Here is a 24,166-nt window from a genome sequence, read left to right on the forward strand (position 1 = left end):
AACGGACATGAAACGAGTGATCACAGGGGCAATTTGTGGCGCGTTCTGCGCAATGGCCCTCAGCACATCTGGTGCTCTCGCACAGGAAAGCACCAACCGGGTAGCGGCAAACACGGATTGGAGTGTTTTTGTCGAGGACAATCCCACCGAATGTTGGAGTGTTTCCAAACCCAAGGAAACCGTAAACACACGCGATGGCCGGGCTGTGGCCGCGAAACGTGGTGATATCTTGCTGTTTGTCAGCTATCGCCCCGGATCCAAAGTCAAAGGTCAGGTGTCATTTACCGGTGGCTATCCTTTTGCCAAGGGATCTACCGTGTCTTTGACGGTTGGCAGCAACGCCTATCAGATGTTTACAGATGGCGAATGGGCCTGGGCGGCACCCGCGGATGACGCCAAGATTGTATCCGCGATGAAGCGTGGCGCATCCGCCATTCTTCGCGCGCAATCGTCGCGTGGCACCAAAACCAAAGACACATTTTCGCTGTTGGGCTTCACGGCGGCTGTGGACGAGGCTGGCAAGCGCTGCGGCGGTTAAGCTGTTTCAATTCTCATACGTGCCGAACACCCAAAGAGCTGTTTCAACCATATTCGACTGTCGCCCCCGGACCGCACTCGCGGGCGGGGTTGTGGCGCGTGGCCTGATGGGGTGACAAGCCCTGCCCCTTGGGCTATAGACTGCGACCCTGCGAACAAAGGACGCGCGCCATGGAACCGACTGCCCCGATCACACAAGATGTGTTGACCCTGCCCCGCAAGGATGACCCATCCGCCAAGCCAAATCTGGTGGGTATGACGCGCGATGCGATGCGCGCGGCACTGATTGACATGGGCACCAAGGAAAAACAGGCCAAGATGCGGGTGAACCAGATCTGGCAATGGATTTACCAATGGGGCAAGCGCGATTTTGACGCGATGACCAATCTGTCCAAGGATTATCGCGCCCAGCTGGCGGATCATTTTGTGATCGAAATCCCCGAGGTGGTCAGCAAGCTTGTGTCGGATGACGGCACCCGAAAATACCTTGTGCGCATCGCTGGCGGGCATGAGGTAGAGGTCGTGTATATCCCAGAGGACGGGCGCGGCACGCTGTGCATTTCGTCCCAAGTTGGCTGTACTCTGACCTGCACTTTTTGTCATACAGGCACGCAGAAACTGGTGCGCAATCTGACCGCCGCTGAGATTATCGGTCAGGTGATGATGGCGCGTGATGATCTGAATGAGTGGCCCGAACCCGGCACCCGCACCGATCAAAACCAGCCGCGTCTGTTGTCGAACATCGTGCTGATGGGCATGGGCGAGCCGCTTTATAATTTTGAAAACGTGCGCGATGCGATGAAGATCGCGATGGACCCGGAAGGCATCCAACTGTCGCGCCGCCGCATCACGCTGTCGACTTCTGGCGTGGTGCCGGAAATTGCCCGCACGGCGGATGAGATTGGCTGTCTTTTGGCGATTTCTTTCCACGCCACCACCGATGAGGTGCGCGACAAGCTGGTTCCGATCAACAAGCGCTGGAATATCGAAGAGCTGCTGGCCGCGCTGGCCGCCTATCCAAAGGTCTCAAACTCTGAACGGATCACTTTTGAATATGTGATGCTGAACGGGGTGAATGACAGCGTTGAAGATGCGCACCGCCTGGTGGACCACATCAAACGCCATGAAATCGCTGCCAAAATCAACCTGATCCCGTTCAACGAATGGCCGGGTGCGCCCTATAAACGGTCGTCAAACAACCGGATCCATGCCTTTGCGGACATCATCCATGAGGCCGGGTATGCCAGCCCCATTCGTCGCCCGCGTGGCGAAGATATCATGGCCGCCTGTGGTCAGCTGAAGTCCGCAACCGAGCGCGCGCGCAAGTCGCGCAAGCAAATCGAAGCCGAGGCGGGGATGGGGTCATAAGGCGCCATTCCTTTTGGTTAACAATTCCCTAAAATTGCCACGATTGCGCACAATTTGTGCCACGTCCTCGCGCGATCCTGCCTTTGAGGTAAATGAAACTCAAAGGAGCCTATCGTGACCACCTGCGATCTTGACCATGTTGAAACCGAAAGCGTGCTGCGTTTCTTGTCGCGCGAGCGGAAAAAAGTACTGAGTTTGTTTGAGTTTAAACATCGGCTGCGGAACTACGGCTATTGCCTTAAACGCTCCGAAGGGGTGTTTTATGTGTTGACCCTGCCGCATCGCAAGCGGGTCTGTGCCCTGCCACGCGAGCTTTTGTCGTAAAAAAACCCCGGTCCATTGGCCGGGGTTTCGCTTTTGTTACCCAACCTTACCGGCCCGGCAAATTCTCACGCAGTTCATCTGCGCAATCCCAGCAATCAATCGCTTCTATCGCCTCTTCGGCGGTTTCAACAAACCGGAACAGGTCCAGATCTTCGGCGCTGATGGTGCCCGCATCCGACAGCGCGTCCCAATTGACAATCTTGCGCCAAAAGTCGCCGCCAAACAGCAGGATCGGTACTTTTTTCATCCGCCCGGTTTGCACCAAGGTCAGGGTTTCAAACAACTCGTCCAAGGTGCCAAAACCGCCGGGGAACACCGCGAGCGCCTCTGCGCGCATCAGGAAGTGCATCTTGCGGACGGCGAAATAGTGAAAGTTGAAACATAGGTCAGGCGTCACATATTCATTGGGCGCCTGTTCATGTGGCAACACGATGTTCAAGCCGATGGAAACGCCGCCCGCGTCCTGCGCGCCGCGGTTTCCCGCTTCCATCACGCCGGGGCCACCACCGGTAACCACCACATGTTCTGTGCCGCCAGTCGCCTTGGATCGTTCGGTCATCAGCCGGGCAAAATTGCGCGCTTCGTCATAGAATTTCGACAGATCCGACAAGGTTTTGGTCCGTGCGCTGTCTTTCTTGGCAGGCTCGGGAATACGCGCGCCACCAAACAGAACCACGGTGCTTTGCACGCCATATTCGGTCATCATCAATTCGGGCTTCAAGAGCTCAAGCTGCAAGCGGACCGGGCGCAGGTCTTCTCGGCACATGAAATCCTGATCATCATACGCCAGCCTATAGGCGGGCGCGCGGGTTTGTGGCGTATCAGGCGTGTGGTGTGATGCTTCGCGGTCTTGGCGCGAACGGCGCAGGGGATGCCGAGGGGGGGGCGTTTGGTCGGTCATGAATAAATCCTGTTCAATGCTCGTTTTCACCTATTGTTAGCGCTTGCGGCAGGGCGTGACCAGTCACACCGCGTCACCTTTTGGTGCAAAGGCACGCAGTCCGACACGATCCCCTGGTGGCGCGCCTGTCAATTCGGATCACCCGCGGATCACGGTTGCCCCCTTCCCCGCGTCCGCGAGCGTGTTGAACATTACCTCTTGCGCCGGATGGTGCCCGACAGTGTGGTCGCCCCGGCCAACGTGTTGTAGATGGTGCCGTATTTTTGCAAGTTGCGATGCAGCAGGTCGATCCGCTGATCGCTTTCGTCGGTGTCGACCACGATCTCATAGTCGATGCGCACCATCTTTGGCGGGCTGTCCTGTCTTTGCCCCTGCAGGCTGACCTCGATCCCGCGCAGATCGAAGCTCAACATCGGGATCAGGCGCTCGGTCCCCTTCAGAATACAGGCGGCAAGGCTTGCCAGTAACATCTCGGCCGGATTAAAGGCATCCGGCCGCCCCGCCATATCCGTATCAAGAACGATTATGGCGTCTTTTGTCTGGGCTTGCGAACCATGACCGTCAATGCGACGGGCAGTGACGTGATAGTCCAACATCATTCCCACTCCATCTGCTGGTATGCGGTCTGTGCGTTGCGTCCGGCGAGACTGTCGAACTGTTCGAGATAGGAAAATGCCGATTGATCGACGGCCGGGGCATCCATGATGTCGCCGCCTTCGTCCAACAGCGCCCCAATCTTCCCGCGCAGGTTCATCAGATAATCATATGTGTCCGCACGGGCCTGATCCAATGTCGTGGCATGGCCGTGACCCGGCACCAGATGCGTCGCACCAGTGGCCTCCATCGCTTTGAAGGTCTCCGGCCATTCGGCAATCGAACTCTGTTCGCCGACACCGAGAATGCGTTCGACATAGACAATGTCGCCTGTGAACACCGTGCCGCGTTGTGGCACCCAGACAAAGCTGTCGCCCGGCGTATGGGCGGCACCCGGATGCACAATTTCGAACGTCATCCCGCCGAGATCCAGCGTGTAGGTATCGTCAAAAGTGACGCTCGCATAGGCCGGTTCCGTCCCCTCCAGCTCCGCGCCCAGAAACTGCGCCAACCCCGTCATTTGGATCGATCCGCGGTTTTGGTGATCAGCAACAGCATCTTCAGAGGCGATCACAACCGCCCCCTGCGCTTGCCAATAACCATTGCCGAGCCAGCGATGGTCCTGCCCGCCGGTATTGACCACATATTTAACGGGCTGGTCCGTCACGGTTCGAATGGCGGCATGAAGCGCCTCTGCCCCTTTCCAGGATCCACCCGGATCAACCAGAACCGCGCCATCCTCTGTCGCGATAAGCCCGAAGGTGGCGTTGTTCGCGAGGTTTTCCGGGCTGCGCTGCTGTTTTTCACCAACGATGGCCCAGACACCATCGGTCACGGGCTGGATTTCGAGGGCTTGCGCGGTCGCAAGACCGGGCAAAAGCAACGTTGCGGAAACGACGAGTGTACGGATCATGTGGACAGCCATCCTTCGAGTTTTGCCGCATCTGGCAGACCGCCAGCATGGACGAGCTTTCCGTCAAGCGAAATTCCCGGCGTGGACATCACACCCGCCATCGCGATCTCGCGCGGGTCGCTCACCTTGGTCACATCGACCTCGACGCCCAGCTTGGCAGCCGCATCTTTGACCATGGTTTCAGTGGTTTCGCATCGTTTGCAGCCGGGGCCGTAGACTTTGATGGTTTTCATATTTTCCTCCTTCAAAGGTGGGTTTTGGGTTGAGTGTTACGAAATTGTGGTGCCAAACAGCGCGCCCACAAGGGCCGTCGCCGCCATTGCCGCAGCCCCCCAGAACGTGACCCGCATCACGGCGCGGGTGATGGGGGCACCCCCTGTCGAGGCCGACATACCGCCCAGAAGACCCAGAGCGATGACCGATGCGACCGTCGTGTTGATTGTAATCCAGGACTGCGGCGATAGGACCACTGCGGCCAGGGGCAACGCCGCGCCCACCGTAAAGGAGGCCGCTGACGAAAGCGCAGCCTGAATTGGCCGGGGCTTTGACGCCATTGTAATGCCCAGTTCGTCGCGGGCATGGGTGGCCAGCGCGTCCTTGGCCATCATCTGCTCGGCGACCTGTCGGGCAAGGTCGGGATCAAGCCCGCGCTGGACATAGATATCCGCGAGTTCCTGACGCTCGAATTCCGGCTGCGTGCGAAGTTCCTGTGCTTCACGCGCCAAATCGGCTTTTTCACTGTCGGCCTGTGAACTGACCGAGACATATTCCCCGGCGGCCATCGACATGGCCCCCGCGACCAACCCGGCGGTGCCGGCCAAAAGAACATCGCTGACCGGAACGCCGGCGCTGGCGACCCCGGCAATAAGGCTGGCGGTCGAGACAATCCCGTCATTCGCCCCCAGCACCGACGCGCGCAGCCATCCGGCGCGGTTGAAGTAGTGGTTTTCCTGTGAAGCGGCGGTTTCGGTCATATTCATCATCCTTCTTGAGTGTCCGCCTCAGGCGGCGCTTAGCCACGCCTCGATCTGCGCCCGGTCCGGCACCGAACCGACATGAACCAGTTTGCCGTCAATCAGCACTCCCGGTGTTGACATGATCCCGTGGCTCACGATCACGGCCATGTCCTCTACCTTGGTTACGGTAACGTCCACGCCAAGCTGGCTGGCGATGGACGTGATTTGCGCGGCAGTGGTTTTGCACTTGGCACAGCCCGCCCCGAGAACCTTGATCTCCATCTCATAGCCCTTAGAAAATCAGGTTGAAGAGAAAGCCGACCGCAAGAATGCCGCTGGCAACCACGCCGACAAACACCGCGATCAGGCGCAGGGTCAGCACTTGGCGCAGGATGATCATTTCGGGCAAGGACAGCGCGATCACGCTCATCATGAAGGCCAGCACGGTGCCAAGGGCCGCGCCCTTGCCCAACAGCGCCTCGACGATCGGGATGACGCCAGCGGCGTTGGTGTACATCGGCACGCCCATGACCACCGCAGCAGGAACCGACCACCAAGCTTCGGCGCCCATGATCCGCACCATCAGATCCTCAGGCACATAGCCGTGGATCAGCGCACCCATGCCAATGCCAAGGATGATCCAGATCCAGACCTTGCCGAAAATCTCGCGCACGGCCTCGATGCCCAGCGCGTAGCGGTTGATCATGGTGAGGGGCTCATCCTCTCCCACCACGGGGGTATTTGCGCCCGAATGGATATCGCGCACCCAGTCTTGAAGCCAGCCTTCCAACCGGAGTTTGCCGATAACAAAGCCAGCCACGATGGCGATGCCAAGCCCGAAGGCAAGATAGGTGACCGCCACCTGCCAGCCGACCAGACCAAAGAGCAGCACCAGCGCCACCTCATTCACCATCGGGGCCGCAATCAGGAAAGAAAAGGTCACGCCAAGCGGCACGCCTGCCGATACAAAACCGATGAACAAAGGCACCGCCGAGCACGAACAAAACGGCGTCAGGATACCAAGGCCCGCCGACATGACATTGCCAACGCCTTCGCGCTTACCCGACAACAGCGCGCGGGTTTTTTCGGGCGAGAACCAGGTGCGCACAACGCCCATGGCAAAGACGATGAGCGTGAGAAGCATCATCACCTTGGGCACGTCATAGAAGAAAAATGCGATGGCCTCGCCGGTGTGGCTGTGGCGGTCAATTGGGAACAGCGCCGTCACCCATTCCGAAAACGGGATCAACTGTTGATAGACCAGCCACCAGACAACGAGAAAGGCGACAACACCCAAATGCCACTGCCAGTCTGGCCGCGCGGGGAGAACGGGATGGGAGGTTTCGGCGCTCATGCGGCAGCCCTTTCCTTGGTTTGCGCGGCGGCCAGAACCGCGTCCACCACATCTGTGATTTCGCCAGGCATGTCAGGGTTCAGACGATACCGGACCCACTGCGCATCACGCCGGTCGATGACCAGACCGGCCTGTTTCAAAGCCTGCATATGCCGCGACATCCGGCTTTGGCTTGCATCAAGTTTCTTCATCAATTCGCACACGCAGTGCTCTGACCCATCGGCCAAAAGCAGGACTGCCTGAAGGCGGGTCGGTTCGGCCAAGGCGGACAGGATGGCGAGAATCATGGCAGCTTTTCCTTTCATGCGTATATGCGCATACACACATAAGCGCATTTTTATCCCCTTGCAATACCGTTCGACTCCGCTGGCCTGCGTCATGGTGTCATCGGGGCTTCACGAGACACCCTAACGCCTTAAGTTCGGGAAAGTTGGATTTTGATTGGCGCCTCGCATGCGTTCGACACGCTGATGCCGGGACCGACTTGCCCTCTTACCGCTTGCGCGTCGTTGGGCTGATGTTGTCGCTTTGCACGTCACGAAGGGAGGCGCGCAACATGCCGGCTGAACGCGGGGGTGCCGTCGACACCTCCACCGTTCATCGCTGGGTTCACAAAATCGGCCCTGAGACCCGCAAGCGGCCCATCATTCGGACATCATTGTAAGCTGGAACACCTCCACCGAACCAACGCGCCGTCGCGATGCTCGCTGTTTCGCAGCGCTGAATTTCGCATAGGATGTCTCCAACCGTATTAACGCGTCAGTTCGCTCGTCGATCAGGCGACGGATGCGCGAGCGTTCAGAGCCGATTGCCCCACCATAGGGCATCCGGTTGGCAGGAAATATGGTGCGCATATTTTCCCGCGCCGATTGCAGAGCGGCATCTGCTTGCAAAAACCGGCGATACGTTAGGGCAAGAAGCCGATAATAAGCCAATATTTCGTCATTCATTTTCTTCTTCCTCCGGCGCAAATTAAATGTTTATGCGCAGCCACCGATGCGCGTCAGTCTGTTTCGGAACCGGTGTCGTCCCACAGTTGAGGGCGACGGCGTGCGGTCCGTTGAAACGCCTCGGGGTTGTCGGCCACAACCTCAGCTAGGGCGCGCAGGTCCCGTCTTGTTCGGTGAAGCTGATCCATCAGGTTCAGGATGATCGCCATGGCGTCCGGGGACACGGCCATGTCGTTTCGCAAATCGCGCACCAACCTGACGCGCGCAACATCCATCGCGTCAAACATGGGCGCCCCGTCCCGGTTTACGGGCCGCACCCACCCCAATTGCATCCATTGGCGAAGTTCTCGCCGTGTCACACGTCGTACCTGTGTCAGTACCATTTTTTCCGTCAGGGTCATGTCATCCTCCGCAAATCCGCGCGTGGGTCCTCGTGGACCTCGTCCCGCCAACGCCGGGCCAGATCTTTCATCCCGTCATCCACATCTTTGGGCAGAACAATTTCAAGTTCGACGATCTGGTCGCCCGGCGTTCCACCCTTGCCCTTAAGTCCCTTCCCTCGCAGCCGGAGTTTACGTCCGGAAGACGACCCAGCCGGGATCGAGACCGAAGCAAGCCCCGATATCGTCGGGACATCGACTTTACCGCCCAAGACGGCCTCGTCAAAGGTGATCGGGACGTGCACATGGATGTCAACGCCCTCGCGCTGGAACACTGGATGCGGCCGCACGGTAATGGACACCAGCGCGTCGCCGGGGCCACCTTTGCCAATCCCGTCAGCCCCCTTGCCGCGCAAGCGTAATGTCTGGCCATCGCGGGTGCCCGGCGGGATCGAAATCTCCAACCGCTGACCGTTTGGCATGGTCACACTTTTTTTCACCCCGCGCGCGGCATCAAGAAAGTCGACCTCTAGATGATACCGCAGATCCTGTCCGCGCGCATGGACATCCGCGCCGAAGCCCGCATCGCGACCTGCGCGTTGGTTAAAGAACTGGCTGAAGATGTCCGACAGATCCTCGTCCGCGGCGCCGGCACCAAACCCGGGGCCGGTATCATAGCGGCCGCCGGCGTCCTGCCCTGCGTATTGGTGATAATACTGCCGATCGGGTCGTTCCTGGCCGCTCGCGTCTATTTCACCGGCGTCAAAACGGCGCCGTTTCTCGGGATCTCCGAGAATATCATAAGCGGACGCGACGTCCTTGAACCGCTCGTGCTTGGCATCATCGTCTGGGTGAAGATCCGGATGAAGGTCTTTTGCGAGCTTGCGATAGGCCTTTTTGATCTCAGGTTGTGAGGCGCTGTGGGAGACGCCCAGTATTTCATAGGGATCGTTGTTCATGGCGTCACCTTGATCGTTTCTGAATGGTTTTCGGTCATGCTGCTGCGTCCCCCCGCGCGACATTGCCCTGGCCTAAACTGTCACTGTTGGTGGGGGCGACATCTGGCAACTCTGCTGTGATTTCGACGGCCTCATCGGGCTGCCAAACGGTGACGGCGGGGAACGCGCGTGGCACCCCGAGCGCGGACTTGGCAGGTTTTGGGATGTGCAGCATCGAACGCGTGAAAGCGAACGGGTCGCTGCGCCGTATGAAATCTGGATAGAACATGTGTCGCTTCCTCGCTTCCTCGCGTCCAAACAATCGCGCAACTCTCGTTACGCCAGTTCGAAACGCCCACGAAGGACAGTCACAGATAAAGGCCCACCGCCAAAGCGGTGGTTGGTAATCTTCGCAACGCCACACCGTTCCCTTGAAAGCGAACGCGCGGCGGTCCGCTGTTTCAGCCGAACCTTTTCTGCGTCTCCGTGAAACCCCAATTGGGCGTTTCTGATACTGATAAAATCATGCCAATCGGTAACATCAAGGGTCGAGGTGGAAAATCTTTTGGTATGCTGCCAGGGCATAAGGCGTGGCGCTGTCACTGATCGATGGTTTTTGCATCATGGTCGACCAGGCCATTATCTGGATCCGCGCGCTCGTTCTTGGGGCTATGTGGCGACACCCACCTCAAACAGCGTGTCGAGAATTGGACAGTCCGGAACATCGCCGCGACCGCATTCTGCCGCCATCGTTTCCAGCGCGTGTTCCAGCCGGTGCAGGGCCAATATCTTCTCTTTGACGGACGCGAGGTGTTCGGTCGTCATGCTGTGGACCTCGCCGCAGGTGAAGTCGCTGCGATCAACCATTGTCAGCAAAGCGCGGATTTCCTCGATGCTAAAGCCAAGCTCGCGCGAGCGCTTGATGAACGACAGGCGTTTGAGCTGGTCGTGATTATACTGCCGATTGCCGCCTGCTGTTCTGTCCGGTTTTGGCATAATCTCGATCCGCTCATAGTAGCGGATCGTCTCAATGTTCACGCCGGTGCTCTTGGACATCTCACCAATTGCGTAGCCTCGCGTTTTCGTGAAGTCGGACATCGATAAAACCTCTTGCATCTGTAGCCGCTACAGATCGCATGTTACAGCAAGAAACTCAAACTGCGAGCGTTTACATGTCCGACTCAATAAATGTTGAAGTGAACCAGACCGACCCCGACAGCCGCAAAGCGCGGATGATCGCAGCCGGTGGCATCCTCGGCGCCCTTGCGGCATCGACCTGTTGTATCGTCCCGCTGATCCTGTTCAGCCTTGGTGTTTCCGGCGCCTGGATCGGAAACCTGACGGCCCTAGAGCCCTATAAGCCGATTTTTATCGCGATAACGCTGGGCTTTCTCGGTTACGGCTATTGGATGGTCTACCGCAAACCCAAGGCCTGCGCACAGGGTGAAGCCTGTGCGCGACCGCTTCCCAACCGGCTTGTCAAATCCGCGCTTTGGGTCGCAACAGTGCTTATCATGATCGCGCTGTTCTGGACCTGGATCGCCCCGGTTGTCGCCCCCATTCTTCTTGGTCTTTGAAAGGACACACAATGAAACTCAAAACTTCCGCTTTGGCCCTGATTGGCCTGATGGCTGCCGGACAGGCATTTGCCGCTGAACAGACTGTCACATTTTCGGTTCCTGGTATGACCTGCGCCAGCTGCCCTTTTATCGTTGAAAAGGCGATGAGTGGTGTTGATGGTGTCATGCAGGTGGTGGCAGATGCGGACACCAAGACAGCGGTCGTTGTCTTTGATGATGCCATTGCAAACGTGGATGGCATTGCGCTTGCGTCAATGGCGGCAGGATATGAAGCTGCGCTTGTGCCTGACGCCGACAATTCCTGAGCCGCGATGAAAGAGAGTGCAACAGGTGGTCTTCTGGCCTTCATCATCGCCGCCCCTGTCGTCGTGATCTGTTGTGGTGGAAAAGCTGTGCTGTTTGGAACCGTGCTGTTTGGAACGGCTGGTTTTCTGACAGGTGCCAAAATGCTGACGATTGCCCTTGTCGCAACACTTGGCGGCATCGCTGTTCTTGCCACGCGATCATTCATACGGGCACGCAAAGCCAACCAAGTATTGAAAAGGAACGACCAAAGTGAACGACAGACTTCTTAAGATGGGCATCATCGGCACGGTCATTGCCGCGCTGTGTTGCTTCACACCGGTTCTCGTGGTGCTTTTTGGCGTCGTTGGCCTGTCGGCTGTCGTCGGCTACCTCGACTATGTTTTATTGCCCGCCCTTGCTGTGTTCGCACTGATCACAATCTACGCTCTGATCCGCCGCGCGCGGAGAACCTGAATTGAAAGATAAAACATCATGTCCAACTGCTGCACGCCCCACTCGACTGACGCCGATACATTCGACCTTGCCGTAATCGGCGCGGGTTCTGCCGGATTTTCCGCCGCGATCACCGCCGCCGAAGATGGTGCGCGGGTTGCCCTTATTGGGTACGGAACCATTGGCGGCACCTGCGTCAATGTCGGCTGCGTCCCATCCAAGGCAATGATCCGCGCTGTTGAAACCTTGCATTCAGCAAAGGGCGCGGCGCGTTTTGAGGGTGTGGAAGCCACCGCGCAGGTGACGGATTGGCCCGCGATGGTGGCCCAGAAACAAGCGCTCGTGGATGAGCTGCGTGCCGCAAAGTACATTGATGTTTTGCCAAACTATGAGGGTGTCACCTATATCGAGGGTCAAGCACGCTTTACAGCGGACGGGGCACTTATGGTTGGGGACCGCACCATTCGCGCGCCAAAGGTGATTGTCGCCACGGGGTCGTCACCGCATATTCCCGATATTCCCGGGCTGGACGATGTCGATTGGCTGGACAGCACCTCGGCGCTTGAATTGCCGCAGCTCCCGAAATCGCTGGTGGTGATGGGCGGTGGTTATATCGGGGTTGAAATCGCCCAGATATTCGCGCGGGCGGGTGCCCAAGTGACCATCGTCACGCGCCGCGGATTGCTGCCGGAGGCGGAACCGGAAGTCAGCGACGCCCTGACGAAAGCCTTTTCCGATGAGGGCATCAAGGTGATGGACGGGCTGTCCTATGATCGGTTTGAAACATCCGGCGATGGCGTTGTCCTTCATGCAACACATAACGGTGCGACCGTCAGGATCGAAGCTGAAAAGCTTTTGCTGGCGACGGGCCGCGTTCCGAACACGGGCTCTCTGGCGCTTGATGTTGCAGGTATCGACACGAATGCGCGCGGCGGGATTATTGTCGACCCACAGATGCGAAGCTCGCGGGATGGCGTTTACGCCACTGGCGATGTGACTGGAACCGATCAGTTCGTCTATATGGCGGCATATGGCGCGAAGCTCGCCGCCAAGAATGCGATGAATGGAAATGCGCTGAGCTATGACAATAGCGTCATGCCTGCGGTGGTCTTTTCTGATCCACAGGTTGCAAGCGTCGGCTTGACCGAGGCACAGGCCAGGTCAGCGGGTCATGATGTGGCCACCTCTGTCTTGGGTCTCGAACATGTTCCCCGCGCGTTGGCGGCACGCGACACACGCGGCGTGATCAAGCTTGTTGCGGATAAGAACAGCAAGAAGCTGTTGGGCGCGCATATCATCGCCCCGGAAGGCGCGGACAGCATCCAGACGGCTGCCATGGCCCTGAAGATGGGGATGACCTACGATGATTTGGGCGCGATGATCTTTCCCTATCTCACGACCGTTGAAGGGCTCAAATTGGCTGCACAGACCTTTGAAAAGGATGTTGCAAAGCTGTCTTGTTGTGCGGGGTGAAGGCGCGCCTGCCAGTTGGGATACCCCCCCCCCCTTTACGCGGCAAAGGGGGGGGGCGTGCCATTGCAACCCTCGCGCAAAGCCGACAGGACGATTGGTTAGAAAAATCCGTTTTTCACTCGACAGGTGTTCCGAATATCGCGACCGCCATGCCCATCATTGCCAAACCGGCAAAGCCGGCCCCTTGCAACGAAAGTCCGCGCCCTGATGCGCGGATCGCCGCGATGCAAGCCTGTATCGCGTAATAAAGTGCAAACGCCCGCGATGCGTAGCTGATGATTTCAAAGATGTTCGCGGACCAAGTCAGCACGACACCTGTGCCAACCAACAAAGCATACGCAAGCCTTTCGGAAACGACGCCTTTGGTCGCCTCGGCGATCAAGCCGCCTGACCCGTTTGTATCCGCGATTGCGGCGCTGAACTGGGCACTAAGGGCAGCAACAACCAAGAGCAAAGGCAGGATCGGGGCGACAACCTGCATCAGATCAATGATCGCCGTTTCATCAAGAGACAGTGGATCGGACCGAAACGCGTAGGTCAGCAACCCAATGTACAGGAGATAGATTCCGGTGGAGATCAACTGTGCCAACCGCATGGATTTGATACGCAAGGGCGCGCTATAGGTTGCACCAAGATAGCGCGAGGTTTCAAAACCTTGCACAGTCACGATCAACCCGGCCATCAACGTGACGCCCGCCCATCCCGTGACTTGCGGCGGGCCGAACTCCAACGCCCCTTGGGCCGTGACTTGCCCAAAATGCGCAACAAGGCCAGCCAACAACCCCGCTATGATCGCCAATTTCAGGCCGACCGAGATCTGCTCCATGCGTTCAAGTGCCGTAAAGCCGCGGGTCACCCCGATGAAAAGGATCAGGACAAAAACCGCCGTCGTCAACAAATTGGCATGATAGGCATCGTCCAAAGCCGTCAGGCTAACCGCAAATGCGCCAAAGAGATTGAGGTAGTACGCAACAGAAACAACGAAGGCGAAGGCAAGTACAACCGATGCTGTCGTCTCAAGCCCTGTGAGCAATGAGGACCGAGCCGCCTGTGTTTCGATCTCCGCAATGTTGAACCTGATCGCGGATCCAAACAGATACGCAATTGCGCATAATCCAGCCATAACAAGAGGGGCGTATCCGCCATAACTGACGTCAAGGATTGGCCCCAAAACGAGAAAACCACTCCCGATTATCGAGGCCAAAGGGGTGATCGTTGCATGCCATAGCGGCGCGTTGGCCACACGAGGCCAGATCATCAATGCGGCTGCGAGGACCACGGTTGCAACAATTACGACGTTCAGCATGTAAGTGTAAGATCACATCCAAGTCAGAAGCGCAACAAGCGCGACTCTGTGAATAAATTCAACGTTTTGTTCATCTGCCGCCCGAGAGATTAAACATTTGGAACTTCCATCAGGCGCCCGACACAATCCCTTGGTTGTGCGCCTTTGGCGTTTCATGCAACATCTTAGAGCGCTTCCAATTTATTGAATCGCTTGCCCGCTGCGTTTTCTGCGCCCAGACGCAAAAAACGCAAACGGATGCGTCGACGCAAACTGGAATCACCTTACGCAACCAAAGGAGCGGGTATGGACTGGCAAGACGAAATCAATGCGGCGGCGCATCGGATCGCGGATCACATTCAGAACACCCCCACGGTGGATGTCGCGGCAGATTGGCTGCCCTGCCCTGTCGCCTTTAAACTGGAACAGATGCAACACACCGGCACCTTCAAGGCACGCGGCGCGTTTAACTCGCTTTTGTCGGGCGACATGCCAAACATCGGGCCAAAGGCCGGGATCGTTGCGGCATCGGGCGGCAATCACGGGGCGGCGGTGGCCTATGCCGCGCATAAGCTTGGGTATAAAGCGGCGATTTTTGTGCCGGAAATGGCAGGGCCGTCCAAGATTGATCTGATCCGCCGGGCCGGTGCTGATTTACAGGTTGTGCCGGGGGAATATGCCGATGCGCTGCGCGCCGCACAGGCGTATGAGGCAGACACCGGGGCCGCGCAAATCCATGCGTATGACGGGTTGGGAACCGTTGTGGGCCAAGGCACGATGATGCGCGAATGGGAGGCACAAGGACTTGCGGCGGATACGATCCTGATCGCTGTCGGTGGCGGCGGGTTGATCGGCGGGTCCCTCGCCTGGCTTCAGGGCGCACGCAAGGTTGTCGCGGTGGAGCCTGAAACCTCTTGCGCGCTCAACGCCGCATTGGCCGCGGGAAAACCGGTGGATGTCAACGTCAGTGGCGTGGCCGCCAACGCGTTAGGTGCAAAACGCATTGGGCAATACTGCTTTGATTTGGCGCGCGCGCATTTGGGCGACAGCGTGCTGGTCCGTGATGATGCGATCACCCAAGCGCAGCTTTTGTTGTGGCAAAACCTGCGCCAATTGGTGGAACCGGCGGGGGCCACCGCGCTGGCCGCGCTTTTGTCAGGCGCTTACACACCGGCCCCCGGCGAACGGGTTGCCGTGCTGATTTGCGGCGCCAACCCGGCCCCGGACCCGCTTTTGGCACAATGATGTAACACATCAGGGGCATTTTCGGTCGTTTTGGCAATTGAGCGCCGCGCCCTGCGCCCTTATACACGGCCAAGCAAAATTGACCGAAAGCCACGGAGTGACCCATGTCGAACGCGCAACTTGAGACCGCCATCGAAGCCGCCTGGGAGGCGCGCGAAACCATCACGCCATCCACTGGCGGCGAGACCCGCGAGGCGATTGAAGCCACGCTGAACGCGCTGGATGGGGGCACATTGCGTGTCGCAGAACGTCGCGACAATGGTGATTGGCACGTAAACCAATGGGCCAAGAAAGCGGTTCTTTTGGGCTTTCGCATCAAAGATATGGAGCCGATGTCAGGGGCCGCACAAGGCGCTGATTGGTGGGATAAGGTTGACAGTAAATTCCTGGGCTGGGACGACGCCGCGTGGCGCAAAGCTGGTTTTCGCGCCGTGCCCGGTGCAATTGCCCGCAAATCCGCCTTTATCGCCCCTGGTGTTGTGCTGATGCCGTCCTTTGTGAACCTTGGTGCATATGTCGATGAGGGCACGATGGTCGACACTTGGGCCAGCGTTGGGTCCTGTGCGCAGATCGGCAAAAACGTACACTTGTCAGGTGGCGTTGGCATTGGCGGTGTGTTGGAACCGATGCAGGCTGGCCCGACGATCATCGAGGACAACTGCTTTATCGGGGCACGTTCCGAGGTGGTTGAGGGCTGTATCGTGCGCGAAGGGTCTGTGCTGGGCATGGGCGTGTTCATCGGCCAGTCGACCAAAATCGTCGATCGTGAAACCGGCGACGTGATGTATGGCGAAGTGCCTTCAGGTTCTGTTGTCGTGGCTGGATCAATGCCGTCGAAAAACGGGGTGAACCTGTATTGTGCTGTGATTGTAAAACGCGTTGATGCAAAAACCCGGTCCAAAACCTCGATCAATGAGTTGTTGCGCGACTGACGTCACCACCTAAATAGCTGACCATATTACCAATGCTTTTTGCAACGCTTGCTGAAAACACAGACCGCGCCGGGCCACATGGTCGGCGCGCTCTGGCGATACTTGATCTCGGCTGTCTGGCCGGGTTTTCTGTGCTGACCTTTGATCCGCTTTTGCTGCTGACCCATCTTTTCCAGACCGGCACCCTGTGGCGGTTCGCGATATTCATTGGTTATCTTGCGCCGATTTTTGGGCTGGTCGCCTTGGCGCTACGGGCATTTTTAAAACAGGATGACGGGGGCGATGGGTCGCCTGTCGATTAGCGTGACGCCCCAAAATGCTTGCGCCGAAGCTGGTCATACTGGCCGCTTTCGCGCAGGGAAAGAAGGGCGCGGTTGATGTCTTCGGTCAGCGGGCTTTCAGACGGAAGGGCCACCCCATAGTTTTCCGGCTTAAACACCCGCGGCAACAGACGGCCATATGCGGCCCCTTGGTTGTTGATGTACCACGCCAGAATCGGGCCATCAAACACCACGGCGTCCAATTCAGACACTTCAAACGCCTCTAAAAGATCACTGAGGTTATCATAACCTATATGCGCCATGTCGCGCCGGTCCAAAAAGGTGGACGCCGTTGATCCGGTGGTGGTTCCGATACGCCGCCCATCCAGATCCGCAAGGCTGTCAATATTTCCAGTGATGGCCGCGACGGTCATTGCCGCGGTGATTTTCGCCACAAAGACCGACACGATGAACAGCGATGAGATCACCAGAAGCACCGCAAAGACCCGCCCGCCGCGCGACTGGGGCACACGTTCCTCAAAGCCGCCATTCACCACCAGGTTCAGCGCCCACCAAAACGACGGGAACATCGCGTCCCCAAAGGGGCGATCGAAATAGGCCTGCCGCTTGCGTTCAAACAGCCACATCATCATGCCGCCGCCAAACAACAACGCCGCCGCCGCCAGCACCGCCAGCACGATATCCCAGCTAAACAGCGCCGAGAAAAGACTGATGCTGTCGGCACCTGCCGGGGGCACCATGATTTGCAGGCCTGCGCCAAAGATCGAGTGCGAAAAGTCGAACGTCTGTTCGCGCCCGGCGGTGATGGAAATATTGGCCACCGCGCCCTGCACCTCGCCGGCCTCAATTGCGGTAAACATGTCGCCAAAGCGTTTGTACATTACAAAGTCCACCGGGCGGCCCATTTCTTTGCCAATGGCCCGCATCAAGTCGATGGAAAACCCGCCAATGTCACGCCCAGTGGTGAAGGAAAAGGGCGCGCGCTCCACGGTGGCAAAGGTCAAAGGTGTCGTGTCTTTCCCCTGTGCCATGGCACCAAATGGCACCAGCCCAACCAGAAAAACGACACAGGCGAAGGCCCGTGAAAAATCGCGAAAGCGGCACATGTCCGTGAGTCCCATCCAGTATCTCGCGCTCGTCATACACATTCCACTTGCAAAGGGCCAGTCGCCGGAAAGGACAGGTCACACCCGGCGCGACAATCACAGCGCACTGGACCTTGCGACCAAAATTCGGCATGTGGGGGCAAGCAAAGAGGATCCCCGCGATGAACGACACGCCGCAAAAACCAAAAAAGCCGAAGAAAAAACATCACGTCTATACCTTGCTGGTTGAGGTTGGTCGCAAAGAGGGTGACGGCCTGCCAAAAAAGGCCACCGGTGGGGCGTTGATGTGTTACGCCTCTGGCGTGGACGAGGCGGAAGCGGTGCGTGAAACCGTGGCCATCCTGAAACAAGCCGATTTGGCGCCGCTGGATGTGACAGGCTATGGGTCGCTTGATGAACGTCTGGCCGAGGGGCATGACATTCCCGATGAGGAACGCGAATTGATGGCGCGCGCACTGGCCGAAAACTCGGTTGTGATTGCGCAAATGACACCGTTTTACGATGGACGCCGATTGGACGATACGGCAGGTGAGGCGTGATGGGCGCCGTTTATTGGGACCTTGACGGCACACTGACCGACCCGAAAAAAGGCATCACGGAAAGCATCCAATTTGCGCTTCGCGAGCTGGATTTACCCGTGCCGCCCGCCGATGATCTGACCTGGTGCATTGGTCCCGCACTTTTGTGGAGCTTTGAGCGGTTGGGGGCCCATGATCCCGAAGCCGCCCTTGCCCATTACCGCGCGGTTTACACCACCAAGGGGCTTTATGACTGTACCCTTTACGATGGTATTCTTCAGGCTCTGGGCGCAATTGGTGCGGATCATCCGATGCATCTGGCCACCGCAAAACCCCACAGCTATGCCAAGAAAATCACCGCGCATTACGGTATTGCCCCGCATTTGACCCATGAATTTGGGCCAGAACTGGATGGTACCCGCAATGACAAAGGGGAACTGCTGGCCCATGCGCTTGACATCACCGGCGACGATCCGGCGACGTCCGTGATGGTTGGTGATCGCCACTACGATATGAAAGCGGCGCGGGATGTGGGGATGAGGTTCATCGCCGTGGGCTGGGGATATGGGGCTGATGACGATCTGTCCTCGGCCGATGCCCATGTGAAAACGCCCGCCGAGTTGGCGGGCGCTGTCGCGTCTTTGATCGGTTAGCGTTTCCAGTTCACACCGGTTCGCTTGTTCGCTGCCTTTCGCTCCGCTCAAACGCGAAAAGCGATTACGGATGCTTCTATGAAAACTGGAAACGCCTTATTTCGCTTTCAGCGTCACATCAAAGCTGGCTGGCAAGTTTGCATCCTGCGTCAGGATTGCGGCCAGCGGAATGTGCATGGTTGCGGATGTCCCATCGTCTGACAGGGTGCCATTGGTCTCCACGATCTCTTTGCCAACGACGGTGATGGTCATGCCGTGCCCTTCAAAGGCTTGCATCATCGAGCCCATCATCGCGGGGTCCATTCCAGATTCTGCAGCCCCTTCACCAAGGCTTGCAAGATCAAAGGCAACCTTCACCAAACCGCCGTCCAGACGCTCAAGCGTGAAGCCTTCGGACAGATTCATCGGGCCTTCTTGACCCTCTTGTACTTGCTTCAAATCCGCCACGATATTGTCGAGCGTATCGGTTTCTTCGATGGTGCAGATATAGCCGCCATCCGCCTGTGCCTCGCCCACGCCCTCTTCACAGGGGTCTTCGCCCGACGATGCGATCATGCCGTACATTTCCGGACCCATCGACATTACGGCGCGCATGGTGGCGGTGTCATCACCGTTGACGGTAAAGGTCATATCCGCGTCAAAACACCCGGCGAGGGGCAATAAAAACAGGGCAAACAATAGCTTTTTCATGTGATCTCCTAGCCCCAGCCCGGTTAAAATCTGCCCCGGAATAAGGGATATTTCGTTTGCGGGCAGGCTACGCGTGTTGCCGCGCGCGGTCCAGAGCGATCAGGCGTGCAGCGCTGTGACAAGGTTGCGCGCCTCAAAACGCGACAGGCTGGGCGTGGGCATCAGCTTGTGGATCGGCACGTTCAGCGGCGGCATGTCAGACAGTACAGTGGTGCGCAGCATGTCAGGCACCATCGGCCCGACAAACAAGCTTTCACACCAGAGCCCTTGCAGGGACAGGCAATCGTGGCTGTCCAAAAGAACGGCGTAATACCGCACCAAGGGGCGCGGCGTCGCCCAACGGGCGGCATGGCCGTGGCGCAGGTGACGCGCATGGATCATCACCGCGTCTTCACCGTAAAGATATTCGGCCTCGCCACCCGACAACAGCAGGCGTTGGTGCGGGGCGATCAGCACATCATGGGACAAGCCCAAAAAGGGCGCACGCAATTGCAACGGGCGCATCAGGCCCAACGCCGGCACCTGCCGCGCGGCCAAATGGCGCACGGGTTTCGCCTCGCCGGAATTGGTCAGAACCAGATCACCGGGGCGCAAATCCTCAATCGGGCGCAGACCGCAAGGGGTGTCAATCTGGCTGCCTTCGGCAAGACCGGGGGCCAACGCAACCGGCGCAATCCCCTGCGCCACACCAAGCGACAGAATGGCGGCGTTGTCCGGGGTATGTTCATGGTCTGTCGATGCGCTTTTCACAAGCCGCTCGCCGTCAATATGCGGCAGGGGAAGCGGGTCGTGGAACCGGGTTTGATGCAGGGTTTCAGCGTCCAGATGTTCCACGCTCAGCACGCCAGCGCGCGCGGGGGCATCCCAGCTCAGGGTGATGCGCAGATCACATTCACCAATCACCGGCGCGATGGCGACCGAGGTTCGGCGCAGCTCATCCCCTTGCACCATATCCACCACCAAACGCCCATCCGCGCGGTAGGTGATGATCACGCCGCGCAACCAACGGTCTTTGGCGCCGTAACGCAGAATGCACACATCCCGACCGGGCCAGGGTTCGACACGGGCTTCGACCACCAAAGACCCGGTGGTGATGAGACCATCCGGTCCGGGATCAGAGATCACAGGTGTCATCGCCGCGTTCGGCTGCGCGATCTGCGCCCGACCCAGACCCATGCGGTGGTAAAAAACCCGCCCGCCCCCAGCGATGCCCAACCAGGTCACGGGACCCGCGGATATGGCTTTGGGCGGGCAGGTCAAGTTGCACCCCATGGTCGTGCATCGGACCCCGAACCGGCGACGGATCGCAGGCGGGGAATTACAGTGGCATACGTGTTTGCCAAATGAGGGGGGATCGACACGCGCATGGTCGTCCCCTCCTAGGCCGCTTGGCCTTGGGCCACCAACAGCTGCGCCTCATAGCTGCGCAACATGCGGCGGGCGGCGGGGGAATAGCCTTCGCCGGTTTCCGGGTTCAATTCGGGGAACAAGGCACAAATCTCTTCGACCACATCGCGTTCCATCATGCTTGTGACCTGCGGTCCGGGCAAGAAACTTTCGGTGGCCAGACCTTCGGAATAGACCACTTGGTGTTCGTCAAAGAGGATGTGGATATACTCCACCTCGCCGCCTTCGACAGGTCGCACAGTGCTGTCATTGACCAGATCTTTGGCCGCCACCAGCACCTCGGATTCGCCAAACAAAAGATCCGCCAACACGTCGCGGATCAGGATCCGGTGTTGTGGTGACAACAAAAGCGCGCCGTGTGTGCCAAAGGTATTGGCGGCGATTTGAATTGGGGCAAACTTGCCCTCGGCGGCGACCTTGCGGCGGCCAATCCAACGCAGCGGTTGTGCGCCATTGTCATGGGTTTGAACCATGTCACCCGCGGTCAGGCTTTCCACGGGAACGCGCCGACCATCGGCCAGTTCAATCAAGGTGCCCGACACGAAACACGGCACCGCGCCCACGGTGACCATGCCGGTGTCGGTTGTGCCCGACACACTGTCTTCAATCGCATATGTGAACGAGAAATCTTCGTCGCTGCCATCGCCAACAACGGTCAACGTGCCGTCAGCATTCAACGTCACGGTCTGACCGGTGGTCAGCGTGACCGTATCGCCCACATTCACGGCAATCCCGTTGATGTGGGTAATTGTCACGACCGCGCCGGATGGGGTTTGGTCATTGTCCAGAACATGCGCGATGCGGGTGTCGTTGCCGAGCAGTTTAATCTCGTCGTCAAAGGCCAGAACGTCGCCCTGCACGCTGCCGCCCGCGATCAGAATGCTACTGTCATAGCTGCTGTCCGACACGTCGGCGACGCCAATTTTAAGCGAGTTCACCTGACCGGGGATCACCGGGATTTTCACCGAAAGCGTCACGGTGAACCCGTCCATTTCAGTGTTATACTGATCGCCCGTGTTGTCGTTATAAAGGTTCTGGTTGTCTGTGCCGTTCACATTGCCAACACTGGATGTCCCGATGGACAGGTCCACAGGGTTGCCATCCACCCAGATCCCCACCGCGTCATTGTAGATCGAGTTGATGTATTCCGGGTATTCATCCGAGGCGAACACAAATTGGATCGAGATATAGTTCACCCCCTCATCAGGTGTGAAATCAATCTCAAGAAACGACGCGTCATAGGTCCGCGTCCCCGCCAGGTCATCGAAATCATCGTCGCGATCGACCCCGTTGCGCATATTGGACGATTTGCTATTGGACTGGTTCGACTGGCCGTTTGAATTGGTGAAATCCTTGGCCTTACCGGTCGACAGGATGACCCCCGTGTCCGATGGCGTCACGCCGGGCGATGTGTTGTCGCCGCCCGAGAACGTCCCCGAGCTGCGGTTGTCGCCAGAATAGGACGCCCCGTTCACGGTCACCCCGTCCCCAAGGATCGTCTGCGCCATATTGATGGCGCTTGCGTTTGTGTTGATCGAGAGCTCTGATGCTGCGACCATATCTGCCTCCTGCCCCTTAAACGAGACATGAGCGCACAGAAACGGGGCGCGCAAAGCGGCCGCTGTTTTGAATTCTGCTCGTCGGACCATGCGCTTTTGCGCTTATATGTCAGTCCGTTGCCCTGCCTCGGGTCATATTATTGACGCGACTATGGCAAGATTTTGCCGAAATGTTAACCCTTTGATAAGCAATTTTTTCACATCGCGCCAAGCTGACACATTTTTGCACTTTTCAAAGGGGATTTGCCGAAGCCCCCCTTTTCTCTTTGCCCATCAAACAGGTAACACTGTGCAAAAGGAGAGCCATATGCCCGCACCCATCGACCCCGTTGCTCTGACCCAACGCCTGATCCGTTGCCCTTCTGTCACGCCAATTGAGGGCGGCGCGTTGGTGTTGCTCGAAGAGATGCTGACGACGGCGGGCTTTGTCTGCACGCGCATTGACCGGGGGGACACCTCGAACCTCTTTGCACGCTGGGGATCGAAAAACGCGCGCACGCTGGGCTTTAACGGCCACACCGACGTGGTGCCGGTGGGTGACGAAGCGGCCTGGACGGTGGATCCTTTTGGCGGCGAGATCAAAGACGGGGTGCTGTGGGGGCGTGGGGCGACAGATATGAAATCCGGCGTGGCGGCTTGGGTCGCGGCAGCGATTGATTTCGTGGCGGACGCGCCCGAAGACGCATCCATGGTGATCACCATCACCGGGGACGAAGAAGGCGACGCCACGGACGGCACCATCGCAATCCTCGATTGGATGGAGGCCCAAAGCGAGGTGATCACCGATTGCATCGTCGGCGAACCCACCTGTCCAAACGTGATGGGCGAGATGATGAAAATCGGCAGACGCGGGTCGATGACGGCGTTTTTCACCGCAAAAGGCGTGCAAGGCCACGCGGCGTACCCGCACCGCGCGAAAAACCCGGTGCCCGCGTTGGCGCGTCTGATCGCGGATCTGGACGCGCATGTGCTGGACGAGGGTACCGATCACTTTGATGCGTCCACTTTGGCTGTGACCACCATGGATGTGGGCAACCCGGCAACCAATGTGATCCCATCCGAGGCGCGCGCGACTGTGAATATCCGGTTCAACGACGCGCATTCCTCGGATGATCTGATCCGTTGGTTGCGGGATGAAGCGGACCGCGTGGCTGGGGAAACAGGCATTGAATTTGAGATGCGCGTGAAGGTCTCGGGCGAAAGCTTTGTGACCCCTCCCGGCGCGTTGTCTGACTTGGTTGCGGCCTCGGTCGCGGCGGAAACTGGGCGTTCACCTGAACTGTCGACCTCTGGCGGGACATCTGATGCGCGGTTCATGAAAAACCACTGTCCGGTGGTGGAGTTTGGCCTTGTGGGCAAGACCATGCATCAGGTGGATGAGCGGGTTGAGGTGGTGCAGATTGAACAGCTTAAGGCGATTTATACCCGTGTGATGCGCGATTATTTTGCCGGGCAATTGACCAAGTAAGGGGCGCTGCCCCTCT

The 24,166-nt window shown here is 58.2% G+C and carries 32 protein-coding genes; 14 read left to right on the forward strand and 18 right to left on the reverse strand.

Annotation, left to right across the window (positions count from 1 at the left end):
* The first annotated feature begins 7 nt into the window (after positions 1-7).
* From KKW20_RS10675 to KKW20_RS10685, 3 genes are all read left to right on the forward strand, one after another.
* The gene (locus KKW20_RS10675) at positions 8-538 is read left to right on the forward strand and encodes an invasion associated locus B family protein (RefSeq protein WP_214567858.1); all 531 of its coding nucleotides are present in this window, start codon (positions 8-10) and stop codon (positions 536-538) included.
* A gap of 170 nt (positions 539-708) precedes the next feature.
* Positions 709-1,905 carry a dual-specificity RNA methyltransferase RlmN gene (rlmN, locus tag KKW20_RS10680; RefSeq protein WP_214567859.1) on the forward strand — a complete coding sequence of 399 codons (1,197 nt, stop codon included), beginning with the start codon at positions 709-711 and terminating at the stop codon, positions 1,903-1,905.
* Positions 1,906-2,019: 114 nt separating this feature from the next.
* Complete coding sequence (locus KKW20_RS10685; RefSeq protein WP_214567860.1) at positions 2,020-2,229, forward strand: hypothetical protein; 210 nt, start codon at positions 2,020-2,022, stop codon at positions 2,227-2,229.
* A gap of 46 nt (positions 2,230-2,275) precedes the next feature.
* Here KKW20_RS10685 and KKW20_RS10690 read toward each other — a convergent pair whose 3' ends face one another.
* The 13 genes from KKW20_RS10690 to KKW20_RS10750 form a co-directional block, all read right to left on the reverse strand.
* Positions 2,276-3,130, reverse strand: coding sequence for an LOG family protein (locus KKW20_RS10690; protein WP_214567861.1), 855 nt, complete (start codon positions 3,128-3,130; stop codon positions 2,276-2,278).
* 191 nt (positions 3,131-3,321) lie between these two features.
* On the reverse strand, positions 3,322-3,726 hold the full coding sequence (locus KKW20_RS10695; RefSeq protein WP_214567862.1) for an OsmC family protein: 405 nt from the start codon (positions 3,724-3,726) through the stop codon (positions 3,322-3,324).
* A complete protein-coding gene (locus KKW20_RS10700) occupies positions 3,726-4,637 on the reverse strand; it encodes an MBL fold metallo-hydrolase (RefSeq protein ID WP_214567863.1) in 912 nt (303 codons plus the stop codon). The genes KKW20_RS10695 and KKW20_RS10700 overlap by 1 nt, the downstream gene beginning before the upstream one ends.
* Entirely contained in the window at positions 4,634-4,870 is a 237-nt protein-coding gene (locus tag KKW20_RS10705; protein WP_214567864.1) for a thioredoxin family protein, read from the reverse strand. Before KKW20_RS10705 ends, KKW20_RS10700 begins: the two co-directional genes overlap by 4 nt.
* A 36-nt stretch (positions 4,871-4,906) precedes the next feature.
* Positions 4,907-5,617: a VIT1/CCC1 transporter family protein gene (locus tag KKW20_RS10710; RefSeq protein WP_214567966.1), complete on the reverse strand. Its 711-nt coding sequence runs from the start codon at positions 5,615-5,617 to the stop codon at positions 4,907-4,909.
* A 21-nt stretch (positions 5,618-5,638) separates the two neighbouring features.
* Positions 5,639-5,875 (reverse strand): thioredoxin family protein, encoded by a 237-nt coding sequence (locus KKW20_RS10715; RefSeq protein WP_214567865.1) that lies wholly within the window; start codon positions 5,873-5,875, stop codon positions 5,639-5,641.
* A 10-nt stretch (positions 5,876-5,885) separates the two neighbouring features.
* The gene (locus tag KKW20_RS10720) at positions 5,886-6,947 is read right to left on the reverse strand and encodes a permease (protein WP_214567866.1); all 1,062 of its coding nucleotides are present in this window, start codon (positions 6,945-6,947) and stop codon (positions 5,886-5,888) included.
* A complete protein-coding gene (locus KKW20_RS10725; protein ID WP_214567867.1) occupies positions 6,944-7,234 on the reverse strand; it encodes an ArsR/SmtB family transcription factor in 291 nt (96 codons plus the stop codon). Before KKW20_RS10725 ends, KKW20_RS10720 begins: the two co-directional genes overlap by 4 nt.
* 357 nt (positions 7,235-7,591) lie before the next feature.
* Positions 7,592-7,897, reverse strand: a complete 306-nt coding sequence (locus tag KKW20_RS10730; protein ID WP_214567868.1) for a hypothetical protein — start codon at positions 7,895-7,897, stop codon at positions 7,592-7,594.
* 53 nt (positions 7,898-7,950) lie between these two features.
* Positions 7,951-8,298, reverse strand: coding sequence for a chaperone modulator CbpM (locus KKW20_RS10735; RefSeq protein WP_214567869.1), 348 nt, complete (start codon positions 8,296-8,298; stop codon positions 7,951-7,953).
* Positions 8,295-9,236 carry a DnaJ C-terminal domain-containing protein gene (locus KKW20_RS10740; protein WP_214567870.1) on the reverse strand — a complete coding sequence of 314 codons (942 nt, stop codon included), beginning with the start codon at positions 9,234-9,236 and terminating at the stop codon, positions 8,295-8,297. The genes KKW20_RS10735 and KKW20_RS10740 overlap by 4 nt, the downstream gene beginning before the upstream one ends.
* A gap of 34 nt (positions 9,237-9,270) precedes the next feature.
* A complete protein-coding gene (locus KKW20_RS10745; RefSeq protein ID WP_214567871.1) occupies positions 9,271-9,504 on the reverse strand; it encodes a hypothetical protein in 234 nt (77 codons plus the stop codon).
* Between the two features lie 380 nt (positions 9,505-9,884).
* Complete coding sequence (locus tag KKW20_RS10750; RefSeq protein WP_343207579.1) at positions 9,885-10,331, reverse strand: MerR family transcriptional regulator; 447 nt, start codon at positions 10,329-10,331, stop codon at positions 9,885-9,887.
* Positions 10,332-10,387: 56 nt separating this feature from the next.
* Between KKW20_RS10750 and KKW20_RS10755 the strand changes: the two genes are divergently transcribed.
* The 5 genes from KKW20_RS10755 to merA are packed head-to-tail and all read left to right on the forward strand — an operon-like array spanning position 10,388 to position 13,006.
* Complete coding sequence (locus KKW20_RS10755) at positions 10,388-10,792, forward strand: mercuric transporter MerT family protein (RefSeq protein WP_214567873.1); 405 nt, start codon at positions 10,388-10,390, stop codon at positions 10,790-10,792.
* An 11-nt stretch (positions 10,793-10,803) separates the two neighbouring features.
* Positions 10,804-11,100 (forward strand): cation transporter, encoded by a 297-nt coding sequence (locus KKW20_RS10760; RefSeq protein ID WP_214567874.1) that lies wholly within the window; start codon positions 10,804-10,806, stop codon positions 11,098-11,100.
* Positions 11,101-11,106: 6 nt separating this feature from the next.
* Positions 11,107-11,370: a hypothetical protein gene (locus tag KKW20_RS10765; protein WP_214567875.1), complete on the forward strand. Its 264-nt coding sequence runs from the start codon at positions 11,107-11,109 to the stop codon at positions 11,368-11,370.
* Positions 11,351-11,554 carry a mercury resistance system transport protein MerF gene (gene merF / locus KKW20_RS10770; protein WP_425514266.1) on the forward strand — a complete coding sequence of 68 codons (204 nt, stop codon included), beginning with the start codon at positions 11,351-11,353 and terminating at the stop codon, positions 11,552-11,554. Before KKW20_RS10765 ends, merF begins: the two co-directional genes overlap by 20 nt.
* Positions 11,555-11,572: 18 nt before the next feature.
* Positions 11,573-13,006 carry a mercury(II) reductase gene (gene merA / locus KKW20_RS10775; protein ID WP_214567876.1) on the forward strand — a complete coding sequence of 478 codons (1,434 nt, stop codon included), beginning with the start codon at positions 11,573-11,575 and terminating at the stop codon, positions 13,004-13,006.
* Between the two features lie 115 nt (positions 13,007-13,121).
* On the opposite strand, the gene KKW20_RS10780 is transcribed toward merA, so the two are convergent.
* Positions 13,122-14,312 carry a hypothetical protein gene (locus tag KKW20_RS10780; RefSeq protein ID WP_214567877.1) on the reverse strand — a complete coding sequence of 397 codons (1,191 nt, stop codon included), beginning with the start codon at positions 14,310-14,312 and terminating at the stop codon, positions 13,122-13,124.
* 285 nt (positions 14,313-14,597) lie between these two features.
* On the opposite strand from KKW20_RS10780, the gene KKW20_RS10785 reads away from it, so the two are divergent.
* The 3 genes from KKW20_RS10785 to KKW20_RS10795 all read left to right on the forward strand — a co-directional run bounded on the left by KKW20_RS10785 (position 14,598) and on the right by KKW20_RS10795 (position 16,770).
* Entirely contained in the window at positions 14,598-15,536 is a 939-nt protein-coding gene (locus KKW20_RS10785; RefSeq protein WP_214567878.1) for a threonine/serine dehydratase, read from the forward strand.
* A gap of 104 nt (positions 15,537-15,640) precedes the next feature.
* Positions 15,641-16,468, forward strand: a complete 828-nt coding sequence (gene dapD, locus KKW20_RS10790; RefSeq protein ID WP_214567879.1) for a 2,3,4,5-tetrahydropyridine-2,6-dicarboxylate N-succinyltransferase — start codon at positions 15,641-15,643, stop codon at positions 16,466-16,468.
* Between the two features lie 32 nt (positions 16,469-16,500).
* Entirely contained in the window at positions 16,501-16,770 is a 270-nt protein-coding gene (locus KKW20_RS10795) for a hypothetical protein (protein ID WP_214567880.1), read from the forward strand.
* On the opposite strand, the gene KKW20_RS10800 is transcribed toward KKW20_RS10795, so the two are convergent.
* Positions 16,767-17,870, reverse strand: a complete 1,104-nt coding sequence (locus tag KKW20_RS10800; RefSeq protein WP_246534554.1) for a transporter substrate-binding domain-containing protein — start codon at positions 17,868-17,870, stop codon at positions 16,767-16,769. The two genes, KKW20_RS10795 and KKW20_RS10800, sit on opposite strands and share 4 nt — an antisense overlap.
* 146 nt (positions 17,871-18,016) lie before the next feature.
* On the opposite strand from KKW20_RS10800, the gene KKW20_RS10805 reads away from it, so the two are divergent.
* Together KKW20_RS10805 and KKW20_RS10810 are read left to right on the forward strand one after the other, a co-directional pair.
* Positions 18,017-18,394 (forward strand): hypothetical protein, encoded by a 378-nt coding sequence (locus KKW20_RS10805; protein ID WP_214567881.1) that lies wholly within the window; start codon positions 18,017-18,019, stop codon positions 18,392-18,394.
* Positions 18,394-19,026: an HAD hydrolase-like protein gene (locus KKW20_RS10810; RefSeq protein WP_214567882.1), complete on the forward strand. Its 633-nt coding sequence runs from the start codon at positions 18,394-18,396 to the stop codon at positions 19,024-19,026. Before KKW20_RS10805 ends, KKW20_RS10810 begins: the two co-directional genes overlap by 1 nt.
* Before the next feature lie 96 nt (positions 19,027-19,122).
* Here KKW20_RS10810 and KKW20_RS10815 read toward each other — a convergent pair whose 3' ends face one another.
* The 3 genes from KKW20_RS10815 to KKW20_RS10825 form a co-directional block, all read right to left on the reverse strand.
* Entirely contained in the window at positions 19,123-19,716 is a 594-nt protein-coding gene (locus KKW20_RS10815) for a hypothetical protein (protein ID WP_214567883.1), read from the reverse strand.
* Between the two features lie 99 nt (positions 19,717-19,815).
* A complete protein-coding gene (locus tag KKW20_RS10820; protein ID WP_214567884.1) occupies positions 19,816-20,940 on the reverse strand; it encodes a Hint domain-containing protein in 1,125 nt (374 codons plus the stop codon).
* Positions 20,941-21,095: 155 nt separating this feature from the next.
* Entirely contained in the window at positions 21,096-22,682 is a 1,587-nt protein-coding gene (locus KKW20_RS10825) for a choice-of-anchor L domain-containing protein (RefSeq protein ID WP_214567885.1), read from the reverse strand.
* Positions 22,683-22,989: 307 nt separating this feature from the next.
* On the opposite strand from KKW20_RS10825, the gene dapE reads away from it, so the two are divergent.
* Positions 22,990-24,150 carry a succinyl-diaminopimelate desuccinylase gene (gene dapE / locus KKW20_RS10830; protein ID WP_214567886.1) on the forward strand — a complete coding sequence of 387 codons (1,161 nt, stop codon included), beginning with the start codon at positions 22,990-22,992 and terminating at the stop codon, positions 24,148-24,150.
* The last annotated feature ends 16 nt before the right edge of the window (positions 24,151-24,166 follow it).

The organism is Aliiroseovarius lamellibrachiae (assembly GCF_018599245.1).
GTDB classification, from domain to species: Bacteria; Pseudomonadota; Alphaproteobacteria; order Rhodobacterales; family Rhodobacteraceae; genus Aliiroseovarius; species Aliiroseovarius lamellibrachiae.

Excerpts from the sequence above, each read along its gene's own strand:
- KKW20_RS10690 (WP_214567861.1), bottom strand. The coding sequence starts at position 3,130 with ATGACCGACCAAACGCCCCCCCCTCGGCATCCCCTGCGCCGTTCGCGC.
- merA (WP_214567876.1), top strand. The coding sequence starts at position 11,573 with ATGTCCAACTGCTGCACGCCCCACTCGACTGACGCCGATACATTCGAC.
- KKW20_RS10730 (WP_214567868.1), bottom strand. The coding sequence starts at position 7,897 with ATGAATGACGAAATATTGGCTTATTATCGGCTTCTTGCCCTAACGTAT.
- KKW20_RS10810 (WP_214567882.1), top strand. The coding sequence starts at position 18,394 with ATGGGCGCCGTTTATTGGGACCTTGACGGCACACTGACCGACCCGAAA.
- KKW20_RS10825 (WP_214567885.1), bottom strand. The coding sequence starts at position 22,682 with ATGGTCGCAGCATCAGAGCTCTCGATCAACACAAACGCAAGCGCCATC.
- KKW20_RS10815 (WP_214567883.1), bottom strand. The coding sequence starts at position 19,716 with ATGAAAAAGCTATTGTTTGCCCTGTTTTTATTGCCCCTCGCCGGGTGT.
- KKW20_RS10695 (WP_214567862.1), bottom strand. The coding sequence starts at position 3,726 with ATGTTGGACTATCACGTCACTGCCCGTCGCATTGACGGTCATGGTTCG.
- KKW20_RS10750 (WP_343207579.1), bottom strand. The coding sequence starts at position 10,331 with ATGCAAGAGGTTTTATCGATGTCCGACTTCACGAAAACGCGAGGCTAC.
- KKW20_RS10740 (WP_214567870.1), bottom strand. The coding sequence starts at position 9,236 with ATGAACAACGATCCCTATGAAATACTGGGCGTCTCCCACAGCGCCTCA.
- KKW20_RS10745 (WP_214567871.1), bottom strand. The coding sequence starts at position 9,504 with ATGTTCTATCCAGATTTCATACGGCGCAGCGACCCGTTCGCTTTCACG.
- KKW20_RS10805 (WP_214567881.1), top strand. The coding sequence starts at position 18,017 with ATGAACGACACGCCGCAAAAACCAAAAAAGCCGAAGAAAAAACATCAC.
- KKW20_RS10785 (WP_214567878.1), top strand. The coding sequence starts at position 14,598 with ATGGACTGGCAAGACGAAATCAATGCGGCGGCGCATCGGATCGCGGAT.
- KKW20_RS10780 (WP_214567877.1), bottom strand. The coding sequence starts at position 14,312 with ATGCTGAACGTCGTAATTGTTGCAACCGTGGTCCTCGCAGCCGCATTG.
- KKW20_RS10715 (WP_214567865.1), bottom strand. The coding sequence starts at position 5,875 with ATGGAGATCAAGGTTCTCGGGGCGGGCTGTGCCAAGTGCAAAACCACT.
- KKW20_RS10705 (WP_214567864.1), bottom strand. The coding sequence starts at position 4,870 with ATGAAAACCATCAAAGTCTACGGCCCCGGCTGCAAACGATGCGAAACC.
- KKW20_RS10720 (WP_214567866.1), bottom strand. The coding sequence starts at position 6,947 with ATGAGCGCCGAAACCTCCCATCCCGTTCTCCCCGCGCGGCCAGACTGG.
- KKW20_RS10675 (WP_214567858.1), top strand. The coding sequence starts at position 8 with ATGAAACGAGTGATCACAGGGGCAATTTGTGGCGCGTTCTGCGCAATG.
- KKW20_RS10755 (WP_214567873.1), top strand. The coding sequence starts at position 10,388 with ATGTCCGACTCAATAAATGTTGAAGTGAACCAGACCGACCCCGACAGC.
- KKW20_RS10710 (WP_214567966.1), bottom strand. The coding sequence starts at position 5,617 with ATGAATATGACCGAAACCGCCGCTTCACAGGAAAACCACTACTTCAAC.
- KKW20_RS10765 (WP_214567875.1), top strand. The coding sequence starts at position 11,107 with ATGAAAGAGAGTGCAACAGGTGGTCTTCTGGCCTTCATCATCGCCGCC.
- dapE (WP_214567886.1), top strand. The coding sequence starts at position 22,990 with ATGCCCGCACCCATCGACCCCGTTGCTCTGACCCAACGCCTGATCCGT.
- dapD (WP_214567879.1), top strand. The coding sequence starts at position 15,641 with ATGTCGAACGCGCAACTTGAGACCGCCATCGAAGCCGCCTGGGAGGCG.
- KKW20_RS10800 (WP_246534554.1), bottom strand. The coding sequence starts at position 17,870 with ATGGGACTCACGGACATGTGCCGCTTTCGCGATTTTTCACGGGCCTTC.
- rlmN (WP_214567859.1), top strand. The coding sequence starts at position 709 with ATGGAACCGACTGCCCCGATCACACAAGATGTGTTGACCCTGCCCCGC.
- KKW20_RS10700 (WP_214567863.1), bottom strand. The coding sequence starts at position 4,637 with ATGATCCGTACACTCGTCGTTTCCGCAACGTTGCTTTTGCCCGGTCTT.
- KKW20_RS10760 (WP_214567874.1), top strand. The coding sequence starts at position 10,804 with ATGAAACTCAAAACTTCCGCTTTGGCCCTGATTGGCCTGATGGCTGCC.
- KKW20_RS10725 (WP_214567867.1), bottom strand. The coding sequence starts at position 7,234 with ATGATTCTCGCCATCCTGTCCGCCTTGGCCGAACCGACCCGCCTTCAG.
- KKW20_RS10795 (WP_214567880.1), top strand. The coding sequence starts at position 16,501 with ATGCTTTTTGCAACGCTTGCTGAAAACACAGACCGCGCCGGGCCACAT.
- KKW20_RS10735 (WP_214567869.1), bottom strand. The coding sequence starts at position 8,298 with ATGACCCTGACGGAAAAAATGGTACTGACACAGGTACGACGTGTGACA.